This window comes from Pseudomonas sp. HD6515, from assembly GCF_024971855.1.
In the GTDB taxonomy this organism is placed as follows: domain Bacteria; phylum Pseudomonadota; class Gammaproteobacteria; order Pseudomonadales; family Pseudomonadaceae; genus Aquipseudomonas; species Aquipseudomonas alloputida.
In genome coordinates this window covers 2,641,475-2,662,391 of record NZ_CP079827.1, presented here as the reverse complement: position 1 = coordinate 2,662,391, position 20,917 = coordinate 2,641,475, and the positions used below count along the sequence as shown (strand labels likewise).

Genomic DNA, 20,917 nt, shown 5'->3' with positions numbered 1-20,917 from the left:
TTCGCTGGGCGGGGCCGTATCAAGGCCTACCCCAGTAACTGGCTCAGCACCGCCCGTAACTTGCCCGGTTTGACCGGTTTGTTCAGCAATGGCGCGCCTAGCTTCTGCAATGATCGCCGGCACTGGTCACTACGATCTGCGGTGATGATCACGGCAGGAATGGCACTGGCAAAGTGTTCGCGCAAGTGCCTGACCACCTCACATCCGACCACGCCGTGGTCCAGGTGAAAGTCCGCCAGGATCAGTTCCGGTGCCTGCCCCTGCAGCGCCAGCAAAGCCGCCTCCTGATCGGTAGCGGTGACCACCTCGCAGCCCCACTGCCCAAGCAGAGCCCCCATGCTCTGGAGAATGCTCACTTCGTTATCCAGCACCAACAAGCGGCGGCCCGGCAATGGATTGCCGGCACTTGGCTGCAGCAATGCCTGGTGAACGGCCTGCGGCAGCTGCTCGCCAATCGGCACCTCGATGCTGAACACCGAACCACGCCCCGGCCACGAACGTACCTCAATCCGGTAGCCGAGAATCTTGGCAATCCGCTCGACGATGGCCAACCCCAGGCCAACGCCCTTGCGATCCGCTGCGCGGCCAACGTCCAGCTGGTTGAACTCGAGAAATATGGCCTGCAGCCGGTCCTGCGCTATGCCCCGCCCGGTATCCCACACCTCCAGCCGCAAATGACCACCGCGGCGCCTCGCCCCCAGCAAGATCCGGCCTTCGTCGGTGTAGCGGCAGGCGTTGCTGAGGAAGTTGCGCAGGATACGCGTCATCAGTCGCAGGTCAGTGCTGATGGCACAGTCCGGGATGCGCGCATGCAGCTTCAGGCCCGCCGCATCGGCCACTGAGCTGAACTCCGAGACCAGCGGCGCGAACAGCTCGTCCAGGCGGTACACGGCCACATCCGGCTTTACCGCCGCCTGGTCGAGCCGGGAAATGTCCAGCAGGTCGGTCAGCAGGTCTTCCGCGCCCTCCAGGGCCTGGTGGGTCCGCTCCACCAGCACATGCTCGGCCTCTGGCAATGGCCGCTCGCGCAGGGTCGAGATCAGCAAACGGGCGGCGTTCAGCGGTTGCAGCAGGTCATGGCTGGCGGCGGCGAGGTATTTGTCCTTGCTGCGGTTGGCAGCTTCAGCAGCATCGCGCGCCTCCAGCAATTCATCGGTACGCGCAGCGACCCGTTGCTCCAGTTCGTCATTGAGCTGTTGCAGGCGTTGCTGGGCCAGCTTGCGTTCGGTGATGTCGGCAACGAACCCCTCCACCAGCCCTTCATGGCCGGGTTTTAGCAGCAGGTTCATGAGCACATCGAGATGGCTGCCGTCCTTGCGCCGCAAACGGGTTTCGTAGCCGTGCAGGCTGTGCTCACGAGCGAGCACTGCGGTAATGGCCTGTAACTCCTCGGCACCGCCGTCAAACAGGTTGGCGGCCAGGTCCGTCAGGGAAAACAGCACCGATTGCGGGTCGTCATAGCCGAGCATGCGCGCCAGCGCCGGGTTGGCGGCACGCATGCCGTCCTGAAGGCTGGCCTGGAAAATACCGTGCACGGCGTTTTCGAACAGCCATTTGTAACGGTTGCGTTCGGCTTCCAGTTCGTCCAGGCGGGCGGACAGCTCCGGGTAATGGCTTTTGCGCGCCGAGTGGTCACCCAGCCCCAGCAGCCCGGCCAACGCCCGCTGCTGCTCGTCAGAGGGCCTCGCCATAAACGACCTCGACATCACGCTGGCTGGACGCACGGGGGTTGGTGAGGATGCACGGGTCGTCCATCGCGTGTTGCGACAGGAACGGGATATCGGACGTGCGCACCCCGTGCAGGCCCAGGGTTTCATGGAAACCGATGGCACGCTTCAGGGCAATCAGGTGCTCTACTAACCGACCGCAGATCTGCCGGTGATTGAGACCGCGGCAGTCGATACCAAACACTTCGGCGATCACTTTGAAACGCTCCGGCGCCGAGCTGTAGTTGAACGCCACCACGTGCTCCACCAGCACCGCGTTGCACAAGCCATGGGGCAAGTCGAGGAAGCCGCCCAGGCTGTGCGACATGGCGTGCACTGCGCCCAGGATCGCATTGGAGAACGCCAGCCCCGCCTGCATGCTGCCGAGCATGATCTTTTCACGCAGTGCAATATCGGTGGGGTTGGCGATCATCTCCACCAGGTTGCCATTGATCAGGCGCATGGCTTCCAGCGCATGGGGATCGGTCAGCGGCCCGTGGCCGGTAGACACGAAGGCCTCGATGGCATGCACCAACGCATCGATGCCGGTACAGGCCGACAGGAACGGGTCCATGCTCAGGGTGGTCTGCGGGTCGATCAGCGACACGTCCGGCACCACCGCCTTGCTGACGATGGAGAACTTCATGCGTTCCTGCTGGTTGGAAATGATCACGAACTGCGACACGTCCGCCGAGGTGCCGGCGGTGGTCGGAATCAGGATCAGCGGCGGGCTGGGCACGCGGATCATGTCCACGCCCTCGAATTCGAGGATGCTGCGCCCATGGGCCACCACGATGCCGATGGCCTTGCCGCAATCCATCGGGCTGCCGCCACCGACGGCGACGATCACGTCACAGTGGTTCTGCCGATAGATTTCGGCGCCGAGCATCACCTCTTCGACCCGCGGGTTGGGTGACACCGCTGTGTACAGGCAGTAGTCGATACCCTGGGCCTGCAGGCTGGCCTCCACATCCGCCACCCAGCCGGCCGCGATCACGCCAGGGTCGCTGACCACCAGTACCTTGCGCGCACCGAAGGTTTTGGCGTAATTGGCCACATTGTGCCGGCAGCCGGCACCAAAGATGATTTCAGGCGATACGAATTTGCGAAGGGGGCTGAAACTCTGGCTCATCGGTAAGCCTGTTCTTATTGTTCTGGAAGATAACCGCCAGCGTAAAGCATCCCACCACGAAAGCAACCAGACCAAAGCGGGGCTACCGGTCATTCTATCCAGGATTTGGCGCGGGCCACCTCCAGAAACGCCAGTACGTCCTCTTCGAGCCCCGGTACATCGGGGAAGCGTTGTGCCAAGCGGTCGATGACCGTTGCCACGGTACTGTGGCCGTCCAGCAGCGCCAGGACCCAGCCGGCACTGGCATTGAGCTCGATGATGCCCCCGGCGTACAACAGCACGTGGCAAGCCTTCTGTGGCTCCCAGTCCAGGCGCAAGCCTCGCCCCAAGGCAAGGGCTTGCTGGCGATCAATCAGGTTCACAGGCACATGCTCCAGGAGGATCCGGCCACCGTGGCGATGGCCGGGCCGTCATCAACGGTTGGCGAAATACATCGTCACTTCGAAGCCAATGCGCAGGTCGGTATAGGCGGGTTTAGTCCACATAGGGCAAGTCCTCTTCTTGTGCCGGAGGATTCCGGTAGAAGCATTAATGCACGGGGGCGGACCGGACCGAATGCTACTTTGGAACGAGCTGGCGGGGTGCGTTGGTACGGGTAGCCCATGCATGTGCCGGCCCTTTTGCGGGCTCGCCCGCGCCCACAGGTTCTGCACCGGTTCTGGAACCAGCGGTGAACCTGTGGGGGCGGGCGAGCCCGCGAAGGCCGCGAAGGCCGCGACGCGGTTTAGAAGAAGCCCAGAGGATTGATGTCGTAGCTCACCAGCAAGTTCTTGGTCTGCTGATAATGGTCAAGCATCATCTTGTGGGTCTCCCGGCCAACACCGGACTTCTTGTACCCCCCGAACGCCGCATGCGCCGGGTACAGGTGGTAGCAGTTGGTCCACACGCGCCCGGCCTTGATCCCGCGGCCCATGCGGTAAGCGCGGTTGATGTCGCGGGTCCACAGGCCGGCGCCCAGGCCGAATTCACTGTCGTTGGCGATCGCCAACGCTTCGGCTTCGTCCTTGAAGGTGGTCACGCCCACCACTGGCCCGAAGATTTCTTCCTGGAACACGCGCATCTTGTTGTTGCCCTTGAGCAGGGTTGGCTGAATGTAGTAACCGCTGGCCAGGTCACCCTGCAGCCGCTCGGCACCACCGCCGGTGAGCAGCTGCGCGCCCTCCTCCCGGGCAATTTCCAGGTACGAAAGGATCTTGTCGTACTGTTGCTCGGACGCCTGGGCACCCACCATGGTTTCGGTATCCAGCGGGTTGCCGCGGGTGATCTTGGCGATCTTCTTCATCACCTCGGCCATGAACGGTTCGTAGATCGACTCCTGGATCAGCGCCCGTGACGGGCAGGTGCACACCTCACCCTGGTTGAAGAACGCCAGCACCAGGCCTTCGGCAGCCTTCTCGATAAACGCCGGCTCGGCCTGCATGATGTCTTCGAAGAAGATGTTCGGCGACTTGCCACCCAGTTCGACGGTGGACGGGATGATGTTCTCGGCCGCGCACTTCATGATGTGCGAGCCCACCGGGGTGGACCCGGTGAACGCGATCTTGGCAATGCGCTTGCTGGTGGCCAGCGCCTCGCCGGCCTCACGGCCAAAGCCCTGGACGATGTTCAGTACGCCTGCCGGCAACAGGTCGGCGATCAGTTCGGCAAAGACGGTAATCGACAGCGGCGTCTGCTCCGCGGGCTTGAGCACCACGCAGTTGCCAGCGGCCAAGGCCGGGGCGAGCTTCCAGGCGGCCATCAGCAGCGGGAAGTTCCACGGGATGATCTGCCCCACCACACCCAGCGGCTCGTGGATGTGATAAGCCACGGTACCTTCGTTGATTTCGCCTACGCCACCCTCCTGGGCGCGGATGCAACCGGCAAAATAGCGGAAGTGGTCCGCTGCCAGCGGCACGTCGGCATTCAAGGTTTCGCGTATGGCCTTGCCGTTGTCCCAGCTTTCGGTAACCGCCAGCACTTCCAGGTTCTGTTCGATGCGGTCGGCAATTTTGAGCAGTACCCGCGCACGGTCTTGCACCGAGGTCTTGCCCCAGGCTTCGGCGGCGGCATGCGCGGCGTCCAGGGCGCGCTCGACGTCCTGGGCCGTGGAGCGCGGGAATTCGGCAATCGGCTGGCCATTGACCGGCGAGCTGTTGGTGAAGTACTGGCCAGCCAACGGCTGCACGAACTCGCCACCGATGAAGTTGCCATAACGGGGTTTGAAGGATACGACGGCGCCTGGAGTTCCGGGTTGTGCGTAGATCATGCTGAGCCTCTGCGGGTCGGTGCCTGTCCCACGACAGGCGATGCACCGATGGTAAGAAGCCCCGCGTGCCGGGCGAATGCATCGTTGGCAGCGGGGCTCTCGTCATTTGGTAGTAGGGCCGCTTGCCACCGATCAGCGGCAACAAGCGGGAGTAGGCAGGCGTTATGGCTTGGCGCTTGCCGTTTGCTGCAACTGCTTGGGCAACTTGAAGGTCCAGAGCATGCCGCCCTGGTTGAAGTCCTTGACCCGTTTGGCCACTTCGCCGCCCCACAGCGGCACCGCGCCGCCCCAGCCGGAGACCACCGAAACGTATTGCTCGCCGTCCATTTCCCAGGTGACGGGCGAGCCAAGCACGCCTGAGCCGGTCTGGAATTCCCAGACCTTGTCGCCGGTCTTGGCGTTGAATGCCTGCAGGAAGCCCTCTGGCGTGCCCGTGAACACCAGGTTGCCCTTGGTGGTCAGCACACCGCCCCACAGCGGCGCGTAGTTCTTGTGGCGCCACACTTCCTTGCCGCTGATCGGGTCGATGGCGCGCAGCACGCCGATGTAGTCTTCATTGAGCGGCTTGATGGTGAAACCGGCGCCGAGGAACGCCGCACCTTTCTTGTAGGCGATGCCTTCGTTCCAGATGTCCATGCCCCACTCGTTGGACGGCACGTAGAACAGCCCTGTGTCCTTGTTGTAGGCCATCGGCATCCAGTTCTTGGCGCCGAGGAAGGCCGGCGCGACGAACACCGAGCTGCCCTTGGCCTCGCTGCCGGGGGCACCCGGGCGGCTGGCGTCGTTGTAGATCGGCCGGCCGTCCTTGTCCAGGCCCGTGGCCCAGGTGATCTTGTCAACGAAGGGGAAGCCGCGGATGAACTTGCCGTTGGTGCGATCGAGCACGTAGAAGAAACCGTTGCGGTCGGCCGTGGCGGCAGCCTTGATCTCCTTGCCGCCGTCCTTGTAGTTGAACGAGATCAGCTCGTTCACGCCGTCGAAGTCCCAGCCGTCATGCGGCGTGCTCTGGAAGTGCCACTTGATGGTGCCGTCGTCAGGGTTCAGCGCCAGCCGTGAGGAGGAGTACAGGTTGTCACCGGGGCGCAGGTGCGAGTTCCACGGGGCCGGGTTACCGGTACCAAACAGGATCAGGTTGGTTTCCGGGTCGTAGTAACCGCCCAACCAAGGCGCAGCGCCGCCGGTCTTCCACAGGTCGCCAGGCCAGGTCTTGCCCGCCTCACCGCCGGAAATACCGTTCTCGATCGCCTTGCCGTCCTTGTACACATAGCCCATGTGCCCTTCCACGGTGGGGCGCATCCACAGCAGCTCGCCGTTCTCCGGGTTGTACGCCTGGATCTTGCCCACCACGCCGAACTCGCCGCCGGCAACGCCGGTAATCAGCTTGCCATTGACGATCATCGGCGCGGCACTGATAGAGTAGCCTTCTTTGTGGTCGGCGACCTTCTTGCTCCAGACCACCTTGCCGGTGTCCTTGTTCAGGGCCACCAGCTTGGCGTCCAGCGTGCCGAAGAACACCAGGTTGCCGTACAGTGCGACGCCGCGGTTGATCACGTCGCAGCAAGGGCGGATGTCATCCGGCAGACGTGCATCGTATTGCCACAGTTTCTTGCCGGTGCGGGCATCCACGGCGAACACCCGCGAGTAGGAGCCGGTCAGGTACATCACCCCGTCCTTGATCAGCGGCTGGGCCTGCTGGCCGCGCTGCTTCTCCCCGCCGAAGGAAAACGCCCAGACCGGGCGCAGCTCCTTGACGTTATTGACGTTGAGCAGATCCAGCGGGCTGTAGCGCTGGCCCTGGACGCCCAGGCCATTGGTCACGATCTGCTGCGGGTTCTTCGGGTCCTGGAGGATTTCTTCATTGCTGACAGCGGCGTGCGCCGCGCCGGCAAGCAGCATGGCGCTGAGCACCAGGCTCACGGCGAACAAGGGGCGACGTGGGGATCGGGTCATGACGGCTACCTTTGGTTTTTTTGTTGTGCCCGGGAAAATTTCCCGGTGTGCTGGGAATTCTTGGTCCCGACCCGATTGCCAACAATTGCCCGCAGTGCGGAGTTTTCTAGTTCCTTGGTAGGGGCCTGAGTGATGGACGGGGGCAGCCATAGAGCGCGGCACGGACGGCGCGGGGGCTCACAGGCACCGTAAATGTCATGGCAAGCGCTGCAACTGCTGGCGCTCGTAACGCGGGTACAGGTGGCTGACACTGCGGATCAGCTCATAACGCGTCAGGCTGATCCCGGCAAACCGTTCGGGAATGGGGCTGCGGATCATCTCGGCCATGTCGTCACCGCGCGCCGCGCCATCACGCATCAGGCCATCGAGCCAGCCCAGGTAGTCACGCATCTGCACGAACGGCTGCGCATCACCGGCCAACGGGCCATGCCCGGGTACAAGCTGTTTCCAGGGCAGTGCCTGCAGGGTATCCAGGTCCTTGAGCCACACGTCCAGCCCCGGGCTGTTGGGCGTGGTCAGGGCGCGTTCGTAGAACACCAGATCGCCGGCAAACAGCACGCCGGTCTTTTCATCGAAAATCGCCAGGTCGGCCCCCGTATGCCCGCCCAGCCCCAGCAACCTCAGGCGGTGCCCGCCCACCTCATGCACCCCCGGCTGCAGCACCCGGGTCGGCAGCACCACCTCGGTACCGCGCATCCAGTCGCCGACCAGGCGATACATGTTCTCGGCCATGGCATCGCCTTGCTGGCGCAGCAGGTCGCGGGTGCCGGCCAGGGCACCGATCGGCACATCGGCAAAGGCTTGGTTGCCCAGCACATGGTCAGGATGATGATGGGTCAGCAGCACCTCCACTACCGGCTTGTCGGTGAGGGTGGCAATTGCCTTGCGCAATGCCTCGCCATAGCCCTTCGACGGCCCGCTGTCGATCACCACCACACCGCTGTCGGTGACGATGAACGCGGTGTTGACCACATTGCCGCCATTGGCCTTGGCGAAGTTGTCGGTGCTGCCTTCCAGTAACCAGGTGCCCTCGGCGATCTGCCGGGGGGTAAGCCGGTACGCCAGATCAGCCTGGGCCGGCAGCCCCAGGCACAGCAGCAACAGCAGGATCCAACGCATGACGGTGCCTCGGGTCAGGGTGAAATCAGACAACGCGCTCAGGGCAGCGCCGCCTCGAACTGGTTGCCGCTGTTGTCCTGCAACAGCAGCCGTGTTGGCCCAGGGCCCTGAATGTCAAAGCCCAGGTTGGGGTTTTCGCTGACCGCCGGGTACAGCTCCAGGCTGGCCAGGCGCTGGCCATCTGCACCTTGCAACTCGGCATGGTTGAGAAAGAATTCAGGAATGCCGCTGACCAGGCCGTTATCCATCGGGTGGGCCACCTGCAGTCGCAGGCGGCTGCTGTCGCCACGCGGGTAGCGCCCGCCCAGCACCTCCCCGAGGTGCTCCTCCCAGCCGGGCTGGGTGCGCACCACGCTGGGTGCGGTACAACCGCCGCCGGCAGCATCGATCAGGGTCGAACCAACGTGCCACAGGCCATCGCGTGTCAGTACGGCGGCGCGCAACGGTGTGGCCTGTTCGATGCGGATGCGGATCGACAACCAGGGCAAGACGCGCTCGCCGGGCTGAAAGTCGACGATGCGCGGCAGAGGGTTCAGTTCTGCCCAGGCGATAATCCGCACCACATCGCCCGTGAACGCCCGGGCGTCGATCTCCAGCGGTACCTGCCGTGCATCCTCGGCAAAGGGCGGCGCCAGAAGCTTGACCCGGTCATCGAACACGAACGCCGCCTGCCCCAGCAACTGCTTGTGGTAGAAATCCCACATCACAGAAGGCACCGGGTCTGCGTGGGTGCCTTGTGTCGCAGCCTGGGCGGCCCAGGGCATCCAGCAGGCCAGCAGGAAAGTTGCTCGCCAGTTCATGGCCACTCCTATTGATACATCTCCGGGACCTCGTAACGCAGGCCGTATGCGGCATACATCGCCTTGAGCCGGCCATCGCGAATCATCGCTTCCATGGCCTCCTCCACGGCATAGGCCAGCTGCCGGTTGCTTTCATGTACGGCCATGCCGATTTCCCAGGCCTGTTTGCCAAGGTTCGGGTAGGCGTTTTCTGCCAAGGCCAGTTGCGGGTCGGCGGCCTGGTGCAGCTGCCAGTCAATCTCGCCGCGCATCGCCATCACTGCGTCCACCTGGCCGGCCTGCATGGCAGCGAAAGCTTGCTGCACGCTGGGGTAATGGTGGGTCCTGGCGCTGAGCATGCCGTTGAACACCGATGTCAGGTAGAACGACGGCACGCTGTCCACCTCGACCCCGATAGGATGCTGCTGGAATACCGCGACACTGGCCACCGAGGCCAGGCGACGGCGATCGTAGGCCACCTGCCAACGCTCCTGCTGATAGGGGCCGAACATCACCACCTGGGCGTTTTCCAGCTCCCCCAGCTCGTTGCGCCGCTGCGCGTAGGCGCGATCGTAAGGCACCCGCATCATCAGGTCGGCCAATTGCTGATGACGCAGCGGGCTGCCACGCCAGATGTAGTCGCGCAGGTCATCGTCGAGCTTTTCTCCGGGTGGCGCCCAGATCAGTTGCAGGCGTACCCCCAAGGCCGTGGCCAGGGCCTGCGCCAGCTCCACATCGACACCACGCGGCTGGCCGTGGTCCTGGAAACTGTAGGGGGCGAAATCCTTGTACACTGCCACCTTGAGCTCGCCGGCGGCGATGATCGCGTCATAGTTGCGCACCTGCGCCTGGGCCGCCGCGCAACACAGCAGCAGGCCACTCAACAGCACCGCCCACAGACGCATGGCCGTCACTCCTCGACGTGCACGCTGTCGAGGTAGGTGCGCACCGCCCACAGGGCTTCCTGGCTGAGGTAGTCGGCCATCTTCGGCATGTACACGCGGCCGTCGCGAACCGCGCCGTGGCGTACCCGCTCGACGAACCATTCATCGCCGGCATCACCCGCATCGAGCATGCGCAAGTCAGGGGCGATACCACCCGACTTGGCCTCCAGGCCATGACAGGCAGCGCAGTTCTGGTTGTAGGCCGAGGCGCCGATTTCCACGGCCTTTTCGTGCTCGGGCGAGCTGCGGTACGGATTGACCGCGGCCCAGCCGTCGCCGTCCAGGCTCACGCCAGTGTCCTTGATCGGGGTCAGGCCCTTGGTCTCCACTGCCTGGGGCACCACGTTGCCATGGGCCCAGGCTGTACCGGTCAGCACGGCTGCGGCCAGCAACCCAGCAGCCAGCAACACATTGCATTTTGTTGTCATTGTTATGCCCTCACCATTGCACACAAAGCCTCAACCACAGAGGCCGTGCCGCCATCTTAGAAACAGCCCGCGGGCGGCCGAATGCTGCTTTGGTGGCCGGGCCTTAATCCCTTGGTAGTAGGGCTTGTGGCGAAGGGCCAATTGAGGTGCCGTGCGGGAACTATTCCCGGCAAGGGCGGGACTTTTTCCGTATCCCGCGATGGCCGCTGCGCCCCACCCTGTGCAGGCCAAAACCTCCACTGGGAACTGCAACCATGACAATAAGATCGCTACCCGCCCTTTCCCCGCTGGCCCTGAGCGTGCGCGTCCTGCTGATAGCCGGTAGCCTGGCCCTGGGCAATGTGGCAACAGCGGCCAGCACACCCGCTGCACCTGCCGGCAAGAACGTCACCTGGGAAGACATCGCCAATGACCACCTGACCACCCAGGACGTGCTGCAGTACGGCATGGGCACCAATGCCCAGCGCTGGAGCCCGCTGGCCCAGGTCAATGACAAGAACGTGTTCAAGCTGACCCCGGCCTGGTCCTACTCCTTCGGCGACGAGAAGCAGCGCGGCCAGGAATCCCAGGCCATCGTCAGCGATGGCGTGGTCTACGTCACCGGCTCGTACTCGCGGGTATTCGCCCTCGATGCCAAGACCGGCAAACGCCTGTGGACCTACAACCACCGCCTGCCCGACAACATTCGTCCCTGCTGCGACGTGGTCAACCGCGGGGCGGCGATCTACGGCGACAAGATCTACTTTGGCACCCTCGATGCGCGTGTCATCGCCCTCGACAAGCGCACCGGCAAAGTGGTGTGGAACAAGAAGTTCGGCGACCACAGCGCCGGCTACACCATGACCGGTGCGCCAGTGCTGATCAAGGACAAGACCAGCGGCAAGGTGCTGCTGATCCACGGCAGCTCCGGCGATGAATTCGGCGTGGTCGGCCAGCTGTTCGCGCGCGACCCGGACACCGGTGAAGAAGTGTGGATGCGGCCCTTCGTCGAGGGCCACATGGGCCGCCTGAACGGCAAGGACAGCACCCCGACCGGTGACGTCAAGGCGCCGTCCTGGCCGGACGACCCTACCACCGAAACCGGCAAGGTCGAAGCCTGGAGCCACGGCGGCGGTGCCCCTTGGCAAAGCGCGAGCTTCGACCCCGAAACCAACACCATCATTGTCGGCGCTGGCAACCCCGGCCCTTGGAATACCTGGGCGCGCACGTCGAAAGACGGCAACCCGCATGACTTCGACAGCCTGTACACCTCCGGCCAGGTCGGCGTCGACCCGAGTACCGGCGAGGTCAAGTGGTTCTACCAGCACACCCCCAACGATGCCTGGGACTTCTCCGGCAACAACGAGCTGGTGCTGTTCGACTACAAGGACAAGAACGGCAACGTGGTCAAGGCCACCGCCCACGCCGACCGCAACGGCTTCTTCTATGTGGTCGACCGCAACAACGGCAAGCTGCAGAACGCCTTCCCCTTCGTCGACAACATCACCTGGGCCAGCCATATCGACCTGAAGACCGGCCGCCCGGTGGAAAACCCCGGCCAACGCCCGGCCAAGCCGCTGCCGGGTGAAACCAAGGGCAAGCCGGTGGAAGTCTCGCCACCGTTCCTGGGCGGCAAGAACTGGAACCCCATGGCCTACAGCCAGGACACCGGGCTGTTCTACATCCCCGGCAACCAGTGGAAAGAGGAATACTGGACCGAGGAAGTGAACTACAAGAAGGGCTCGGCTTATCTGGGCATGGGCTTCCGTATCAAGCGCATGTACGACGACCACGTCGGCACGTTGCGCGCCATGGACCCGTCCACCGGCAAACTGGTGTGGGAACACAAGGAGCACCTGCCGCTGTGGGCCGGGGTGCTGGCAACCAAGGGCAACCTGGTGTTCACCGGTACCGGCGACGGCTTCTTCAAGGCCTTCGACGCCAAAACGGGCAAAGAGCTGTGGAAGTTCCAGACCGGCAGCGGCATCGTCTCGCCGCCCATCACCTGGGAACAGGACGGCGAGCAGTACATCGGCGTGACCGTGGGCTACGGCGGTGCAGTACCGCTGTGGGGCGGCGACATGGCCGAGCTGACCAAACCGGTGGCTCAGGATGGTTCATTCTGGGTGTTCAAGATCCCGAGCTGGGACAACAAGACTGCACAGCGTTGACCTGCAGCGGGGAGCGGCCTGCGCCCCTCCCCGTTTCTGCCCTTCTCCTGCCCAGAGGCTTTTGCCATGAATTACCTGCCCTTTACCTTGCTGCTGGCGCTATCCCCTGCCTTGGCAGTGAGCGCCGACGACGCCGGCAACGATACCCCCTTGACCATCAACGGCTGTGTGATTGCCGAAGCCAGCCAGTGCCCGGGGGCCAACCTGCGCGGCGCCAACCTGGCCAACCAGGACCTGCGCAAGATGAACCTGGCCGGTGCCGACCTGCGCGATGCCGACCTGCGTCATGCCCAACTGGACCTGGCAAATCTGGAAAAAGCCCGCCTGCAAGGTGCCAACCTGACCCGCGCCAGCCTGCAACAGAGCAATCTGCGCCTGGCTGACCTGAGCAACAGCAGGCTGGTGGCCATTCAAGGCTGGGGCTTGTTCGCCCAGGGTGCACAGTTTGAAAAGGCGGACCTGCGCGCAGCCTACCTGCAGTTCGCCAGGCTGTCCGGGGCAAAGCTGCAGCAGGCCAACTTGCAGGCGGCGGACCTGGAGATGGCCTGGTTGAGCAAGGCCGACCTGCAAGCGGCCAACCTGGGCGATGCCAACCTGCAGGAGGCCAAGTTTGGCCAGAGCAACCTGGCACACGCCGATTTGCGCGGGGCGCGGCAGCATTACGGGAATTTTCAGGAGGCCAACATGGAGGGGTGCAAGGGGTGCCCTGAAACCTGGGACAAATGAGCGGCCTGTAGGCGCGGGTTCACCCGCGAAAGGGCCGGGCCTGCTAGCCAATTTCCACCCGCCGTTCACTGTTGCTGCCGCCACCGTATTCGCGGGTAAACCCGCTCCTACACACACAGATCGGGGGTGGACACGCATCGGGGGTTGAACACATTCCGTCGTAGGCGCGGGTTCACCCGTGAAAGGGCCGGGCCTGCTGGCCAATTTCCACCCGCCGTTCACTGTTGCCGCCGCCACCGTATTCGCGGGTAAACCCGCTCCTACACACACAGATCGGGGGTGGACACATGTCGGGGGGTGGACACATTCCGTTGTGCGCGGTGGGCTGCGACGCAGCCCCAACAGGTGCAATGAAATACCTCACCCCGCCACCCGCACCACCCCCAGGTCAATCCCCAGATGCACCAGTTCGGCATGCGAGCTCACCTGCAACTTGCTCTTGAGCAAGGTCAGGTGGTTGGACACGGTCTTGGCACTGATACACAACTGCTCGGCAATCACCCGCGCCGGGGTGCCCTTGGCCAGCATCGTGAATATCTCCAGTTCGCGCTGGGTCATGCGCTGCAACCGGGGGTCACTGGTGCTTTGCTGTGACAGGCAAGCCAGCTGGGTGGCCAGGGGCTGCTCGATGTAGGCATGCCCGGCCAACACCCGCTGCACCGCCTCGATCAGCACCTCAGGCGCCGAGTTCTTGGTCAGGTAGCCCGAGGCACCCGCATCCAGCGCCTGGCGCACCAGCGGCAGCTCATCGTGCATGCTGAAAAACAGCACCCGCAATTGCGGCAGGCGCTGGCGCAGGCGGCGGGTGGTTTCCAGGCCACTGATACCGGGCAGGCCAAAGTCCATGATCACCAGGTTGGGCACCTGCTCCTGTACCCTGGCCAGCGCCTCTTCACCACTGGCGGCCTCACGCACCTGCACCAATGGCAGCACCGCCCGCAGCAAGCTGGCGTAGCCTTGGCGGACCACGGCGTGGTCATCGACCAACACGATATTCATCGCACCTCCTCGGGAATGTTAAGGGCCAGCGCCCAGCCACCGCCCGGGCGGCTGAAAATGCGTAACTCCCCCCCAAGGCTGCGGGCGCGCTCGGCCATCGAGTGCAGGCCTACCCCTGGGCGCTGGGGCTGGCACCCGCCGCAGCCGTTGTCGCGAATGAACAGGCGCAAGCCCTTGGTACTGCGCTGCAGGCGCACCCGCACCTGGCTGGCACCGGCATGCCGGGCAACGTTGGTCAACGCCTCCTGCAGCAAGCGGTACAAATGCGTTCTGCTCGCCCCAGGCAGCGCCGGCAAGTGCTCGCCAACCCGCAGCCGGCATTCGATGCCCTGGCTGGCCTGCCACTGGCTCACCAACAGCCCGAAGGCCTCGGCCAACGGCATGTAGTGCAGCGCCACCGGATACAAGTTGTGCACCAGCGCGCGAAAACCCTGCTGCAGGCGCTCGCAATTGAATTCAAGGGCCTGCGCCGTCTGCGTCACCACTTCAGGCTGTTCGGCCACCATACGCAGCAGGCATAGCTGGGCACGCATGCCTGCCAGGTACTGCCCCAGATCATCGTGCAGGGTCTGCGCCAGCTGGGTACGTTCCTGCTCCTGCACCGCCAGCAGGGCCTGGGTCAGGTGGGCATTGTCGGCCTGAGCCTGCTCCAGGGTTGCGGCCATGCGGTTGAAGTGTTTGGCCAGCTGGCGCGCTTCCGGCAGGCCGGCTTCGCGCAGGCGTGCCGTCAATTGCCCGCCTGAGACCTGATGCAAGGCGCCCAGCAGCTCATCCAGCAGGCCCATGGCCCGCCGTACCGCCCAGCGGATGGTCAACAAGCTCAGCAACAACGCCAGGCCACAAACGACAAGCAGTTGTTGCAGGGAGTCCCAGACTTCATCGATTTCATCCCGCGCATCCACGGCAATCAACACGCGGCGGCCATCACTCAAGTCCAGCAGCCGGCTGCTGTGGTAGCGCTCGCCGAACAACTGGCGGCCGAGCCAGGCATCGATACCGGCCTCTTGCGGCAGCCTTGGCACCTCACCCGCTGCCAGCCAATGCACCCGCACATGGCGCAGGTTCTTGGTCAAGCCGGGCTGCAGGTTTGCCGGGTCGCGTTCGGCGGTGTCGCCCAGGTACGCCACCACGGCTTCGGCTGACTGCAACTCACGCTCGACGTCGGCCACCGCCTGGTGCAACAGCACCCCGGCACAAGCCAGCGTCACCAAGGCAAAGCATAACGTGACCCAGAGGTTGACTCGCCACAGGGCCGACAAGTTGACAAGGCGCACAAGCGGTTCTCCTCAGGCCGTTGTGGACCATCGTAAAACTGCGGCCCCCGCACTGAATTACTACCTTGGTACCGGCCGAGCGCTACTTTCTGCATATTCCCCCCTCCCGGCGGGCTTCCTATGCTGGCGCCATCTGCCGTGGAGTGTGTTATGCGCCAGCCTGCCCACCTTGCCTTGACCTGCCTGCTGGCCTTGGCCGCAACGCTGGCTACGCCCCTGGCGCCCGCTGCTCAGGGCCAGGCCGCAGCCCCGCTGCACATACGCATCGGCTACCTGGGCTATCGCCCCGCCGCTGGCCCGCTGCTGTCCAATGTCATCCCCGAACCCGGCGATGCCGGGCTCCAAGGTGCCGAACTGGCCATTGTCGACAGCAACAGCACCGGGCGCTTCCTGAAGCAGCAATTTCAGCTGACCAGCGCCAATGTCGACAGCCCCGAGGCCCTGCTGCAAGCCGCCAGGGCCCAGCATGAACAAGGCCTGCGCCTGTTCGTGGTGAATGCCCCGGCCGCCAGCCTGCGCGCGCTGTCTACCGCCCTGCCCGACAGCCTGCTGTTCAACGCCGGCAGCCCCGACGACAGCCTGCGCAGCAGCCAGTGCCTGGGCAATGTCCTGCACAGCCTGCCGAGCCGGGCCATGCTGGCCGATGCCTTGGCGCAGTTCCTGGTACTGCGCAAATGGCAACGGGCATTGCTGGTGGTCGGCCAGACCCCGGACGACCAGGCTTACGCCGCTGCCCTGCGGCGGTCGGTGAAGCGCTTTGGCGTGCAACTGGTCGCGGAAAAAACCTGGACCTTCGATAACGACCAGCGCCGCAGCGCCCAGGCCGACATGCCGCTGTTCACCCAGACTGCCGAGTACGACGTGGTACTGGTGGCCGACGAACGCGGTGACTTCGGCGAGTACCTGCCCTACCAGACGTGGTATCCACGCCCGGTGGCCGGTACCCAGGGCCTGACCCCCACGGGCTGGCACAAGACGGTGGAAACCTTCGGGGCGGCGCAGTTGCAAAAACGCTTCGAGGCCCAGGCCGGGCGCTGGATGAATGACCGTGACTTCGCCGCCTGGATGGCTGTGCGCAGTGTCGCCAGTGCGGCCAGCAAGCTGCGCCTGGCCGAACCTCGCGCGCTGCAGCAACTGCTGCTCAGCGAGCAGTTGCCGCTGGACGGTTTCAAGGGGCGCAAGCTCAGTTACCGCCCGTGGAACGGCGAACTGCGCCAGCCGATCCCGTTGGTTCAGCCCCGCGCCCTGGTCAGCACCTCGCCGCAGGAGGGCTTCCTGCATCCCTTCAACGAAATGGACAGCCTGGGCTATGACAAGCCCGAAGTGACGTGTAGCTACCCCTGACCCGACAACCACAACAATAAGGAATCCGCCATGCGCCGCCCCCTCTTCCACCGGGCCCTGCTTTACCCCAGCCTGCTGTCGGGCGCCCTGGCGCTGGCCAGCAGTCACGCCATGGCTGCCACCGCCTGGGTCTCCAACGAGAAGGACAACAGCCTCAGCCTGATCGACCTGCAAACGCTGGAAGTCACCGAAACCCTGCCGGTGGGCCAGCGTCCGCGTGGCTTGCTGCTGTCACACGACAGCAAGCTGCTGTACATCTGCGCCAGCGATTCGGACCGGGTGCAGGTGATGGACGTGGCCACACGCAAGATCATCAAGGAGTTGCCTTCCGGCAAGGACCCCGAGCAGTTCGCCCTGCACCCCAACGACCGCTGGCTGTATGTGTCCAACGAGGACGATGCGCTGGTGACGGTGATCGACACCGTCACCGACAAGGTGCTCGGGCAGATCGAAGTCGGCATCGAACCCGAAGGCATGGCGGTCAGCCCTGACGGCAAGTGGGCGGTCAACACCAGTGAAACCACCAACATGCTGCACTGGATCGACACCAGCACCCAGACCCTGGCCGACAGCACGCTGGTCGACCAGCGCCCGCGCTTCGTCGAGTTCAGCAAAGACGGTTCGCGCCTGTGGGCCTCGGCAGAAATCGGCGGCACGGTGACCATACTCGACGTGGCCACGCGCCAGGTGCTGAAAACCCTCAACTTCCAGATCAAGGGCGTGCACCCGGACAAAGTCCAGCCAGTGGGCATCAAGCTCAGCGCCGATGGCAAGTACGCCTTCGTCGCCTTGGGCCCGGCCAACCACGTGGCGGTGATCGATGCCAAGACCTTTGATGTGCTCGACTACCTGCTGGTCGGGCGGCGGGTCTGGCAGCTGGCATTCACCCCGGATCAGCGCCAGTTGCTGGCCACCAACGGTGTCAGCGGTGACGTTTCGGTCATTGATGTGAAGCAGCTCAAAGTGCTCAAGTCGGTGAAGGTCGGGCGCTACCCCTGGGGCGTGGTGGTGACACCATGAATGCCCTCGACGTCAGTGACGTGAGCTTCGCCTATGGCCAGCGCGAGGCACTCAGGCAAGTCGGTTTCAGCCTGGCACCTGGGCGCTTCGCCGCATTGCTGGGCCCCAATGGTGCCGGTAAGTCGACCTTGATCGCCCTGCTCACGCGCCTGTACGACCTGCAGCATGGCGACATCCGCGTGTGCGGCTGCTCGCTACGCAACGCTGCACGCCCGGCCTTGCGCCAGCTGGGCGTGGTATTTCAGCAAAGCACCCTGGACCTGGACCTGAGCGTTGAGCAGAACCTGCGCTACCACGCCGCCTTGCATGGCCTGTCGCGGCGTCAGAGCCACCTGCGGGTCGAAGCCGAACTGGCCCGCCAAGGCCTTGGCGAACGCCGGCGCGATCGTGTGCGTGAACTGAACATCGGCCATCGGCGACGGGTGGAAATTGCCCGCGCGCTGCTGCATGAACCGCGCCTGCTGCTGCTGGACGAAGCCAGCGTCGGCCTTGATCCGGCCAGCCGCCTGGCGCTTAACCAGCACCTGCGCCGGTTGTGCCGCGAGCAGCAGCTCAGTGTGCTGTGGGCCACTCACCTGCTGGACGAAGTGCAGCCCAGCGATGACCTGTTGATTCTGCATCAGGGGCGCCTGGTGGCCAGTGGCACCGCCGATGCGCTGAGCCTTGAGCACGGCGGTGACCTCGATCACGCCTTTGCCCGCTTGACCAACGCCCCCTCAGGAGCCAACGCCCGATGAACGCTTACTGGCAATGTTTCAACGGCATCATGCTGCGCGAATGGCTGCGCTTCGTGCTGCAGCGTACACGCCTGCTCAGCGCGCTGGTGCGCCCGCTGCTGTGGTTGCTGGTATTCGCTGCCGGCTTTCGCGCAGCGCTGGGCATTGCCATCATCGAACCCTACGACACCTACATTCCCTACGAGGTGTACATCATCCCCGGCCTGGCCTGCATGATTCTGCTGTTCAACGGCATGCAGGGCTCATTGTCGATGGTCTACGACCGCGAGATGGGCAGCATGCGCGTGTTGCTGACCAGCCCGCTGCCACGCCCGTTCCTGCTGGGCAGCAAACTGCTGGCAACTTCATTGATTTCCCTGCTGCAAGTCTATGCCTTCCTCGCCATCGCCTGGTTATACGGGGTACAACCACCGGCAGCGGGCTTGCTGATGGCGCTGCCAGCGTTGCTGCTGGTGGCCTTCATGCTCAGTGCCTTGGGGCTATTGCTGTCGAACGCCATCCGCCAGCTGGAGAACTTCGCCGGGGTGATGAACTTCGTGATCTTCCCGCTGTTCTTCCTGTCGTCGGCGCTGTACCCGTTGTGGAAAATGCGCGAGGCCAGCCAGTGGTTGTACTGGCTGTGTGCTGTGAACCCGTTCACCCATGCCGTAGAGCTGGTGCGGTTTGCACTTTATGAGCGGCTGAACCTGCTGGCGCTGGCGGTGTGCCTGGGCTTGACCGGGCTGTTCACGCTGCTGGCGATCCTCACCTTCAACCCCCAGCATGCAGCGCTGCGCAAGCCGCGCTGAAAACCTGGCGTGTAACGCGTGTGGGAGCGGCCTTGTGTCGCGATTGGGCCGCAAAGCGGCCCCTAGATTTCAGCTGCACCGCACACATTGCCGGGGCTGCTGCGCAGCCCTTTCGCGACACAAGGCCGCTCCCACACCTTGGGCGTCTCCCTGCCTTCAGGCGCCCGGCCATCTACTACTTTAGTACTGCATTTACTGTCTATCGTCGCATTCACAAAGCACCGCCACTGGCATGTAATGAGTCCATAACAAAAAGGAAAAACCTCCATGCCACGTGCCCTGCCCCGGCTGCCACGCCCTTTGCTGGCGGTACTTTCGCTGAGCCTGACGCTAGGCATCGCCCAGGCTGACACGGCGCCGCTGTTCTCCGCCGACGGCTATCGCAGCACGCACTATCGCAGCCCGACCCCGCAACAGGTCGAAGGCGGCCAGGTCGTCGACACCGCCACTTTGCAAAGCCTGCTGGGCCAGACGCCCAGGCCGGTGCTGATCGACGTCTATCGCCGCCAATGGCTGCAAGGTCGTTTCATCGAAGACGAACCACACAGCAACCTCCCCGGCAGCCTGTGGCTGGCCAACACTGGCGACGGCGAACTGAGCCCGGCATGGCAGGACTACTTCGTGCGTAACCTGCAAAAAGCCACGGCCGGGCACCCGGACCAACCACTGGTCTTTTACTGCCGCTCCGATTGCTGGTTAAGCTGGAACGCGGTAAAACGCGCGAAAGCCTTGGGCTATAACAACCTGTATTGGTACCGCGACGGCCTGGATGCATGGCAGCAAGCCAACCTGCCATTGCAGCCGGCACAACCGGTGCCGTTCCCCTGAAATGCCTGTGTATGCGTGCCCCGCTCCATCCAATAAAAACAAGGTGAAAAGGCCATGTACAAAATTCTGATTGCCGACGATCACCCCCTGTTTCGCGAAGCCATCCACAATGTCATCAGTGATGGTTTCCAGGGCAGCGAGGTCATGGAGACCGCCGACCTTGAAAGCGCCCTGGCCCTGACCCAGGCGCATGACGACCTCGACCTGATCCTGCTCGACCTGAACATGCCCGGCATGCACGGCCTTAATGGCCTGATCACCCTGCGCAACGAGGCGCCGACCACGCCGGTGGTCATCGTTTCGGCCGAGCAGGAAAAGCAGATCGTGCTGCAGGCCATTACCTACGGTGCCGTGGGCTTCATCACCAAGTCGTCGCCACGCTCACAGATGATCGAAGCGATCGAGCAGATCCTCAATGGCAATGTCTACCTGCCGCCAGACATCATCCGCGCGCAAAAAAGCAGTACCAGCCGGCGCCATAACGATGCCCCGAGCTTCCCGCCGGAAATGCTCCAGGCCCTGACCCGCAAGCAACTGCTGGTGCTCGAGCGCATGACCAAAGGCGAATCGAACAAGCAGATCGCCTACACGCTGGACATCGCCGAAACCACCGTCAAGGCCCACGTTTCGGCGATCTTGCGCAAACTCAATGTGCACAACCGGGTACAAGCCATCCTCAGTGCTGGCGATATCGATTTTGCTGATTATCTGCGCCGTTGACCTGTTCCGGCCGCTTCGCGGGTAAACC

General features: G+C 63.8%; 20 protein-coding genes. 8 read left to right on the top strand and 12 right to left on the bottom strand.

From position 1 onward, the window contains the following. Positions 1–26 precede the first annotated feature (26 nt). From KW568_RS12215 to pedF, 10 genes are all read right to left on the bottom strand, one after another. Positions 27–1,691, bottom strand: a complete 1,665-nt coding sequence (locus tag KW568_RS12215) for a NahK/ErcS family hybrid sensor histidine kinase/response regulator (RefSeq protein ID WP_003254084.1) — start codon at positions 1,689–1,691, stop codon at positions 27–29. Next, positions 1,675–2,838 (bottom strand): alcohol dehydrogenase-like regulatory protein ErcA, encoded by a 1,164-nt coding sequence (gene ercA, locus KW568_RS12210; RefSeq protein WP_004576476.1) that lies wholly within the window; start codon positions 2,836–2,838, stop codon positions 1,675–1,677. Before ercA ends, KW568_RS12215 begins: the two co-directional genes overlap by 17 nt. A gap of 89 nt (positions 2,839–2,927) precedes the next feature. Beyond that, positions 2,928–3,200, bottom strand: coding sequence for a pyrroloquinoline quinone biosynthesis peptide chaperone PqqD (gene pqqD, locus KW568_RS12205; protein ID WP_003254087.1), 273 nt, complete (start codon positions 3,198–3,200; stop codon positions 2,928–2,930). A 51-nt stretch (positions 3,201–3,251) separates the two neighbouring features. Further along, positions 3,252–3,323, bottom strand: coding sequence for a pyrroloquinoline quinone precursor peptide PqqA (gene pqqA / locus KW568_RS12200; RefSeq protein ID WP_003243383.1), 72 nt, complete (start codon positions 3,321–3,323; stop codon positions 3,252–3,254). A 239-nt stretch (positions 3,324–3,562) separates the two neighbouring features. Next, the gene (locus KW568_RS12195) at positions 3,563–5,083 is read right to left on the bottom strand and encodes an aldehyde dehydrogenase family protein (protein WP_003254088.1); all 1,521 of its coding nucleotides are present in this window, start codon (positions 5,081–5,083) and stop codon (positions 3,563–3,565) included. Between the two features lie 162 nt (positions 5,084–5,245). Continuing rightward, entirely contained in the window at positions 5,246–7,033 is a 1,788-nt protein-coding gene (pedH, locus tag KW568_RS12190) for a PQQ-dependent alcohol dehydrogenase PedH (RefSeq protein ID WP_004576475.1), read from the bottom strand. A 195-nt stretch (positions 7,034–7,228) separates the two neighbouring features. Further along, complete coding sequence (locus KW568_RS12185; protein WP_004576474.1) at positions 7,229–8,152, bottom strand: quinoprotein relay system zinc metallohydrolase 1; 924 nt, start codon at positions 8,150–8,152, stop codon at positions 7,229–7,231. 38 nt (positions 8,153–8,190) lie between these two features. Next, on the bottom strand, positions 8,191–8,952 hold the full coding sequence (locus KW568_RS12180) for a quinoprotein dehydrogenase-associated SoxYZ-like carrier (protein WP_004576473.1): 762 nt from the start codon (positions 8,950–8,952) through the stop codon (positions 8,191–8,193). 8 nt (positions 8,953–8,960) lie between these two features. Beyond that, positions 8,961–9,836 carry an ABC transporter substrate-binding protein gene (locus tag KW568_RS12175; RefSeq protein ID WP_003254092.1) on the bottom strand — a complete coding sequence of 292 codons (876 nt, stop codon included), beginning with the start codon at positions 9,834–9,836 and terminating at the stop codon, positions 8,961–8,963. Positions 9,837–9,841: 5 nt separating this feature from the next. Then, complete coding sequence (pedF, locus tag KW568_RS12170) at positions 9,842–10,303, bottom strand: cytochrome c-550 PedF (RefSeq protein ID WP_014860448.1); 462 nt, start codon at positions 10,301–10,303, stop codon at positions 9,842–9,844. 254 nt (positions 10,304–10,557) lie between these two features. Between pedF and exaA the strand changes: the two genes are divergently transcribed. Then, positions 10,558–12,453 (top strand): quinoprotein ethanol dehydrogenase, encoded by a 1,896-nt coding sequence (gene exaA / locus KW568_RS12165; protein WP_259538500.1) that lies wholly within the window; start codon positions 10,558–10,560, stop codon positions 12,451–12,453. A gap of 66 nt (positions 12,454–12,519) precedes the next feature. Then, positions 12,520–13,179 carry a pentapeptide repeat-containing protein gene (locus tag KW568_RS12160; RefSeq protein WP_003254096.1) on the top strand — a complete coding sequence of 220 codons (660 nt, stop codon included), beginning with the start codon at positions 12,520–12,522 and terminating at the stop codon, positions 13,177–13,179. Positions 13,180–13,539: 360 nt separating this feature from the next. Here the strand turns inward: KW568_RS12160 and KW568_RS12155 are convergent, their stop codons facing one another. Together KW568_RS12155 and KW568_RS12150 are read right to left on the bottom strand one after the other, a co-directional pair. Further along, positions 13,540–14,178, bottom strand: coding sequence for a response regulator transcription factor (locus KW568_RS12155; RefSeq protein WP_003254098.1), 639 nt, complete (start codon positions 14,176–14,178; stop codon positions 13,540–13,542). Beyond that, on the bottom strand, positions 14,175–15,452 hold the full coding sequence (locus KW568_RS12150) for a histidine kinase (protein WP_004574205.1): 1,278 nt from the start codon (positions 15,450–15,452) through the stop codon (positions 14,175–14,177). The genes KW568_RS12155 and KW568_RS12150 overlap by 4 nt, the downstream gene beginning before the upstream one ends. Before the next feature lie 150 nt (positions 15,453–15,602). On the opposite strand from KW568_RS12150, the gene KW568_RS12145 reads away from it, so the two are divergent. The 6 genes from KW568_RS12145 to KW568_RS12120 all read left to right on the top strand — a co-directional run bounded on the left by KW568_RS12145 (position 15,603) and on the right by KW568_RS12120 (position 20,889). After that, positions 15,603–16,796, top strand: a complete 1,194-nt coding sequence (locus tag KW568_RS12145) for an ABC transporter substrate-binding protein (RefSeq protein ID WP_004574207.1) — start codon at positions 15,603–15,605, stop codon at positions 16,794–16,796. 30 nt (positions 16,797–16,826) lie between these two features. Beyond that, positions 16,827–17,816: a YVTN family beta-propeller repeat protein gene (locus KW568_RS12140; RefSeq protein WP_003254102.1), complete on the top strand. Its 990-nt coding sequence runs from the start codon at positions 16,827–16,829 to the stop codon at positions 17,814–17,816. After that, a complete protein-coding gene (locus KW568_RS12135; RefSeq protein ID WP_003254104.1) occupies positions 17,813–18,553 on the top strand; it encodes an ABC transporter ATP-binding protein in 741 nt (246 codons plus the stop codon). Before KW568_RS12140 ends, KW568_RS12135 begins: the two co-directional genes overlap by 4 nt. Next, positions 18,550–19,341: an ABC transporter permease gene (locus KW568_RS12130; protein ID WP_004574210.1), complete on the top strand. Its 792-nt coding sequence runs from the start codon at positions 18,550–18,552 to the stop codon at positions 19,339–19,341. Before KW568_RS12135 ends, KW568_RS12130 begins: the two co-directional genes overlap by 4 nt. Positions 19,342–19,608: 267 nt before the next feature. Beyond that, positions 19,609–20,169 carry a PQQ-dependent catabolism-associated CXXCW motif protein gene (locus tag KW568_RS12125; protein WP_003254107.1) on the top strand — a complete coding sequence of 187 codons (561 nt, stop codon included), beginning with the start codon at positions 19,609–19,611 and terminating at the stop codon, positions 20,167–20,169. A gap of 54 nt (positions 20,170–20,223) precedes the next feature. Further along, positions 20,224–20,889 carry a response regulator transcription factor gene (locus KW568_RS12120; protein ID WP_003254108.1) on the top strand — a complete coding sequence of 222 codons (666 nt, stop codon included), beginning with the start codon at positions 20,224–20,226 and terminating at the stop codon, positions 20,887–20,889. Positions 20,890–20,917: the final 28 nt, after the last annotated feature.

Coding starts and splice junctions, on each gene's coding strand:
- KW568_RS12180 (WP_004576473.1), bottom strand. CDS start 8,952: ATGAACTGGCGAGCAACTTTCCTGCTGGCCTGCTGGATGCCCTGGGCC.
- KW568_RS12120 (WP_003254108.1), top strand. CDS start 20,224: ATGTACAAAATTCTGATTGCCGACGATCACCCCCTGTTTCGCGAAGCC.
- KW568_RS12185 (WP_004576474.1), bottom strand. CDS start 8,152: ATGCGTTGGATCCTGCTGTTGCTGCTGTGCCTGGGGCTGCCGGCCCAG.
- KW568_RS12145 (WP_004574207.1), top strand. CDS start 15,603: ATGCGCCAGCCTGCCCACCTTGCCTTGACCTGCCTGCTGGCCTTGGCC.
- KW568_RS12215 (WP_003254084.1), bottom strand. CDS start 1,691: ATGGCGAGGCCCTCTGACGAGCAGCAGCGGGCGTTGGCCGGGCTGCTG.
- KW568_RS12195 (WP_003254088.1), bottom strand. CDS start 5,083: ATGATCTACGCACAACCCGGAACTCCAGGCGCCGTCGTATCCTTCAAA.
- ercA (WP_004576476.1), bottom strand. CDS start 2,838: ATGAGCCAGAGTTTCAGCCCCCTTCGCAAATTCGTATCGCCTGAAATC.
- KW568_RS12125 (WP_003254107.1), top strand. CDS start 19,609: ATGCCACGTGCCCTGCCCCGGCTGCCACGCCCTTTGCTGGCGGTACTT.
- pedH (WP_004576475.1), bottom strand. CDS start 7,033: ATGACCCGATCCCCACGTCGCCCCTTGTTCGCCGTGAGCCTGGTGCTC.
- KW568_RS12175 (WP_003254092.1), bottom strand. CDS start 9,836: ATGCGTCTGTGGGCGGTGCTGTTGAGTGGCCTGCTGCTGTGTTGCGCG.
- KW568_RS12155 (WP_003254098.1), bottom strand. CDS start 14,178: ATGAATATCGTGTTGGTCGATGACCACGCCGTGGTCCGCCAAGGCTAC.
- pedF (WP_014860448.1), bottom strand. CDS start 10,303: ATGACAACAAAATGCAATGTGTTGCTGGCTGCTGGGTTGCTGGCCGCA.
- KW568_RS12140 (WP_003254102.1), top strand. CDS start 16,827: ATGCGCCGCCCCCTCTTCCACCGGGCCCTGCTTTACCCCAGCCTGCTG.
- KW568_RS12130 (WP_004574210.1), top strand. CDS start 18,550: ATGAACGCTTACTGGCAATGTTTCAACGGCATCATGCTGCGCGAATGG.
- KW568_RS12160 (WP_003254096.1), top strand. CDS start 12,520: ATGAATTACCTGCCCTTTACCTTGCTGCTGGCGCTATCCCCTGCCTTG.
- KW568_RS12135 (WP_003254104.1), top strand. CDS start 17,813: ATGAATGCCCTCGACGTCAGTGACGTGAGCTTCGCCTATGGCCAGCGC.
- exaA (WP_259538500.1), top strand. CDS start 10,558: ATGACAATAAGATCGCTACCCGCCCTTTCCCCGCTGGCCCTGAGCGTG.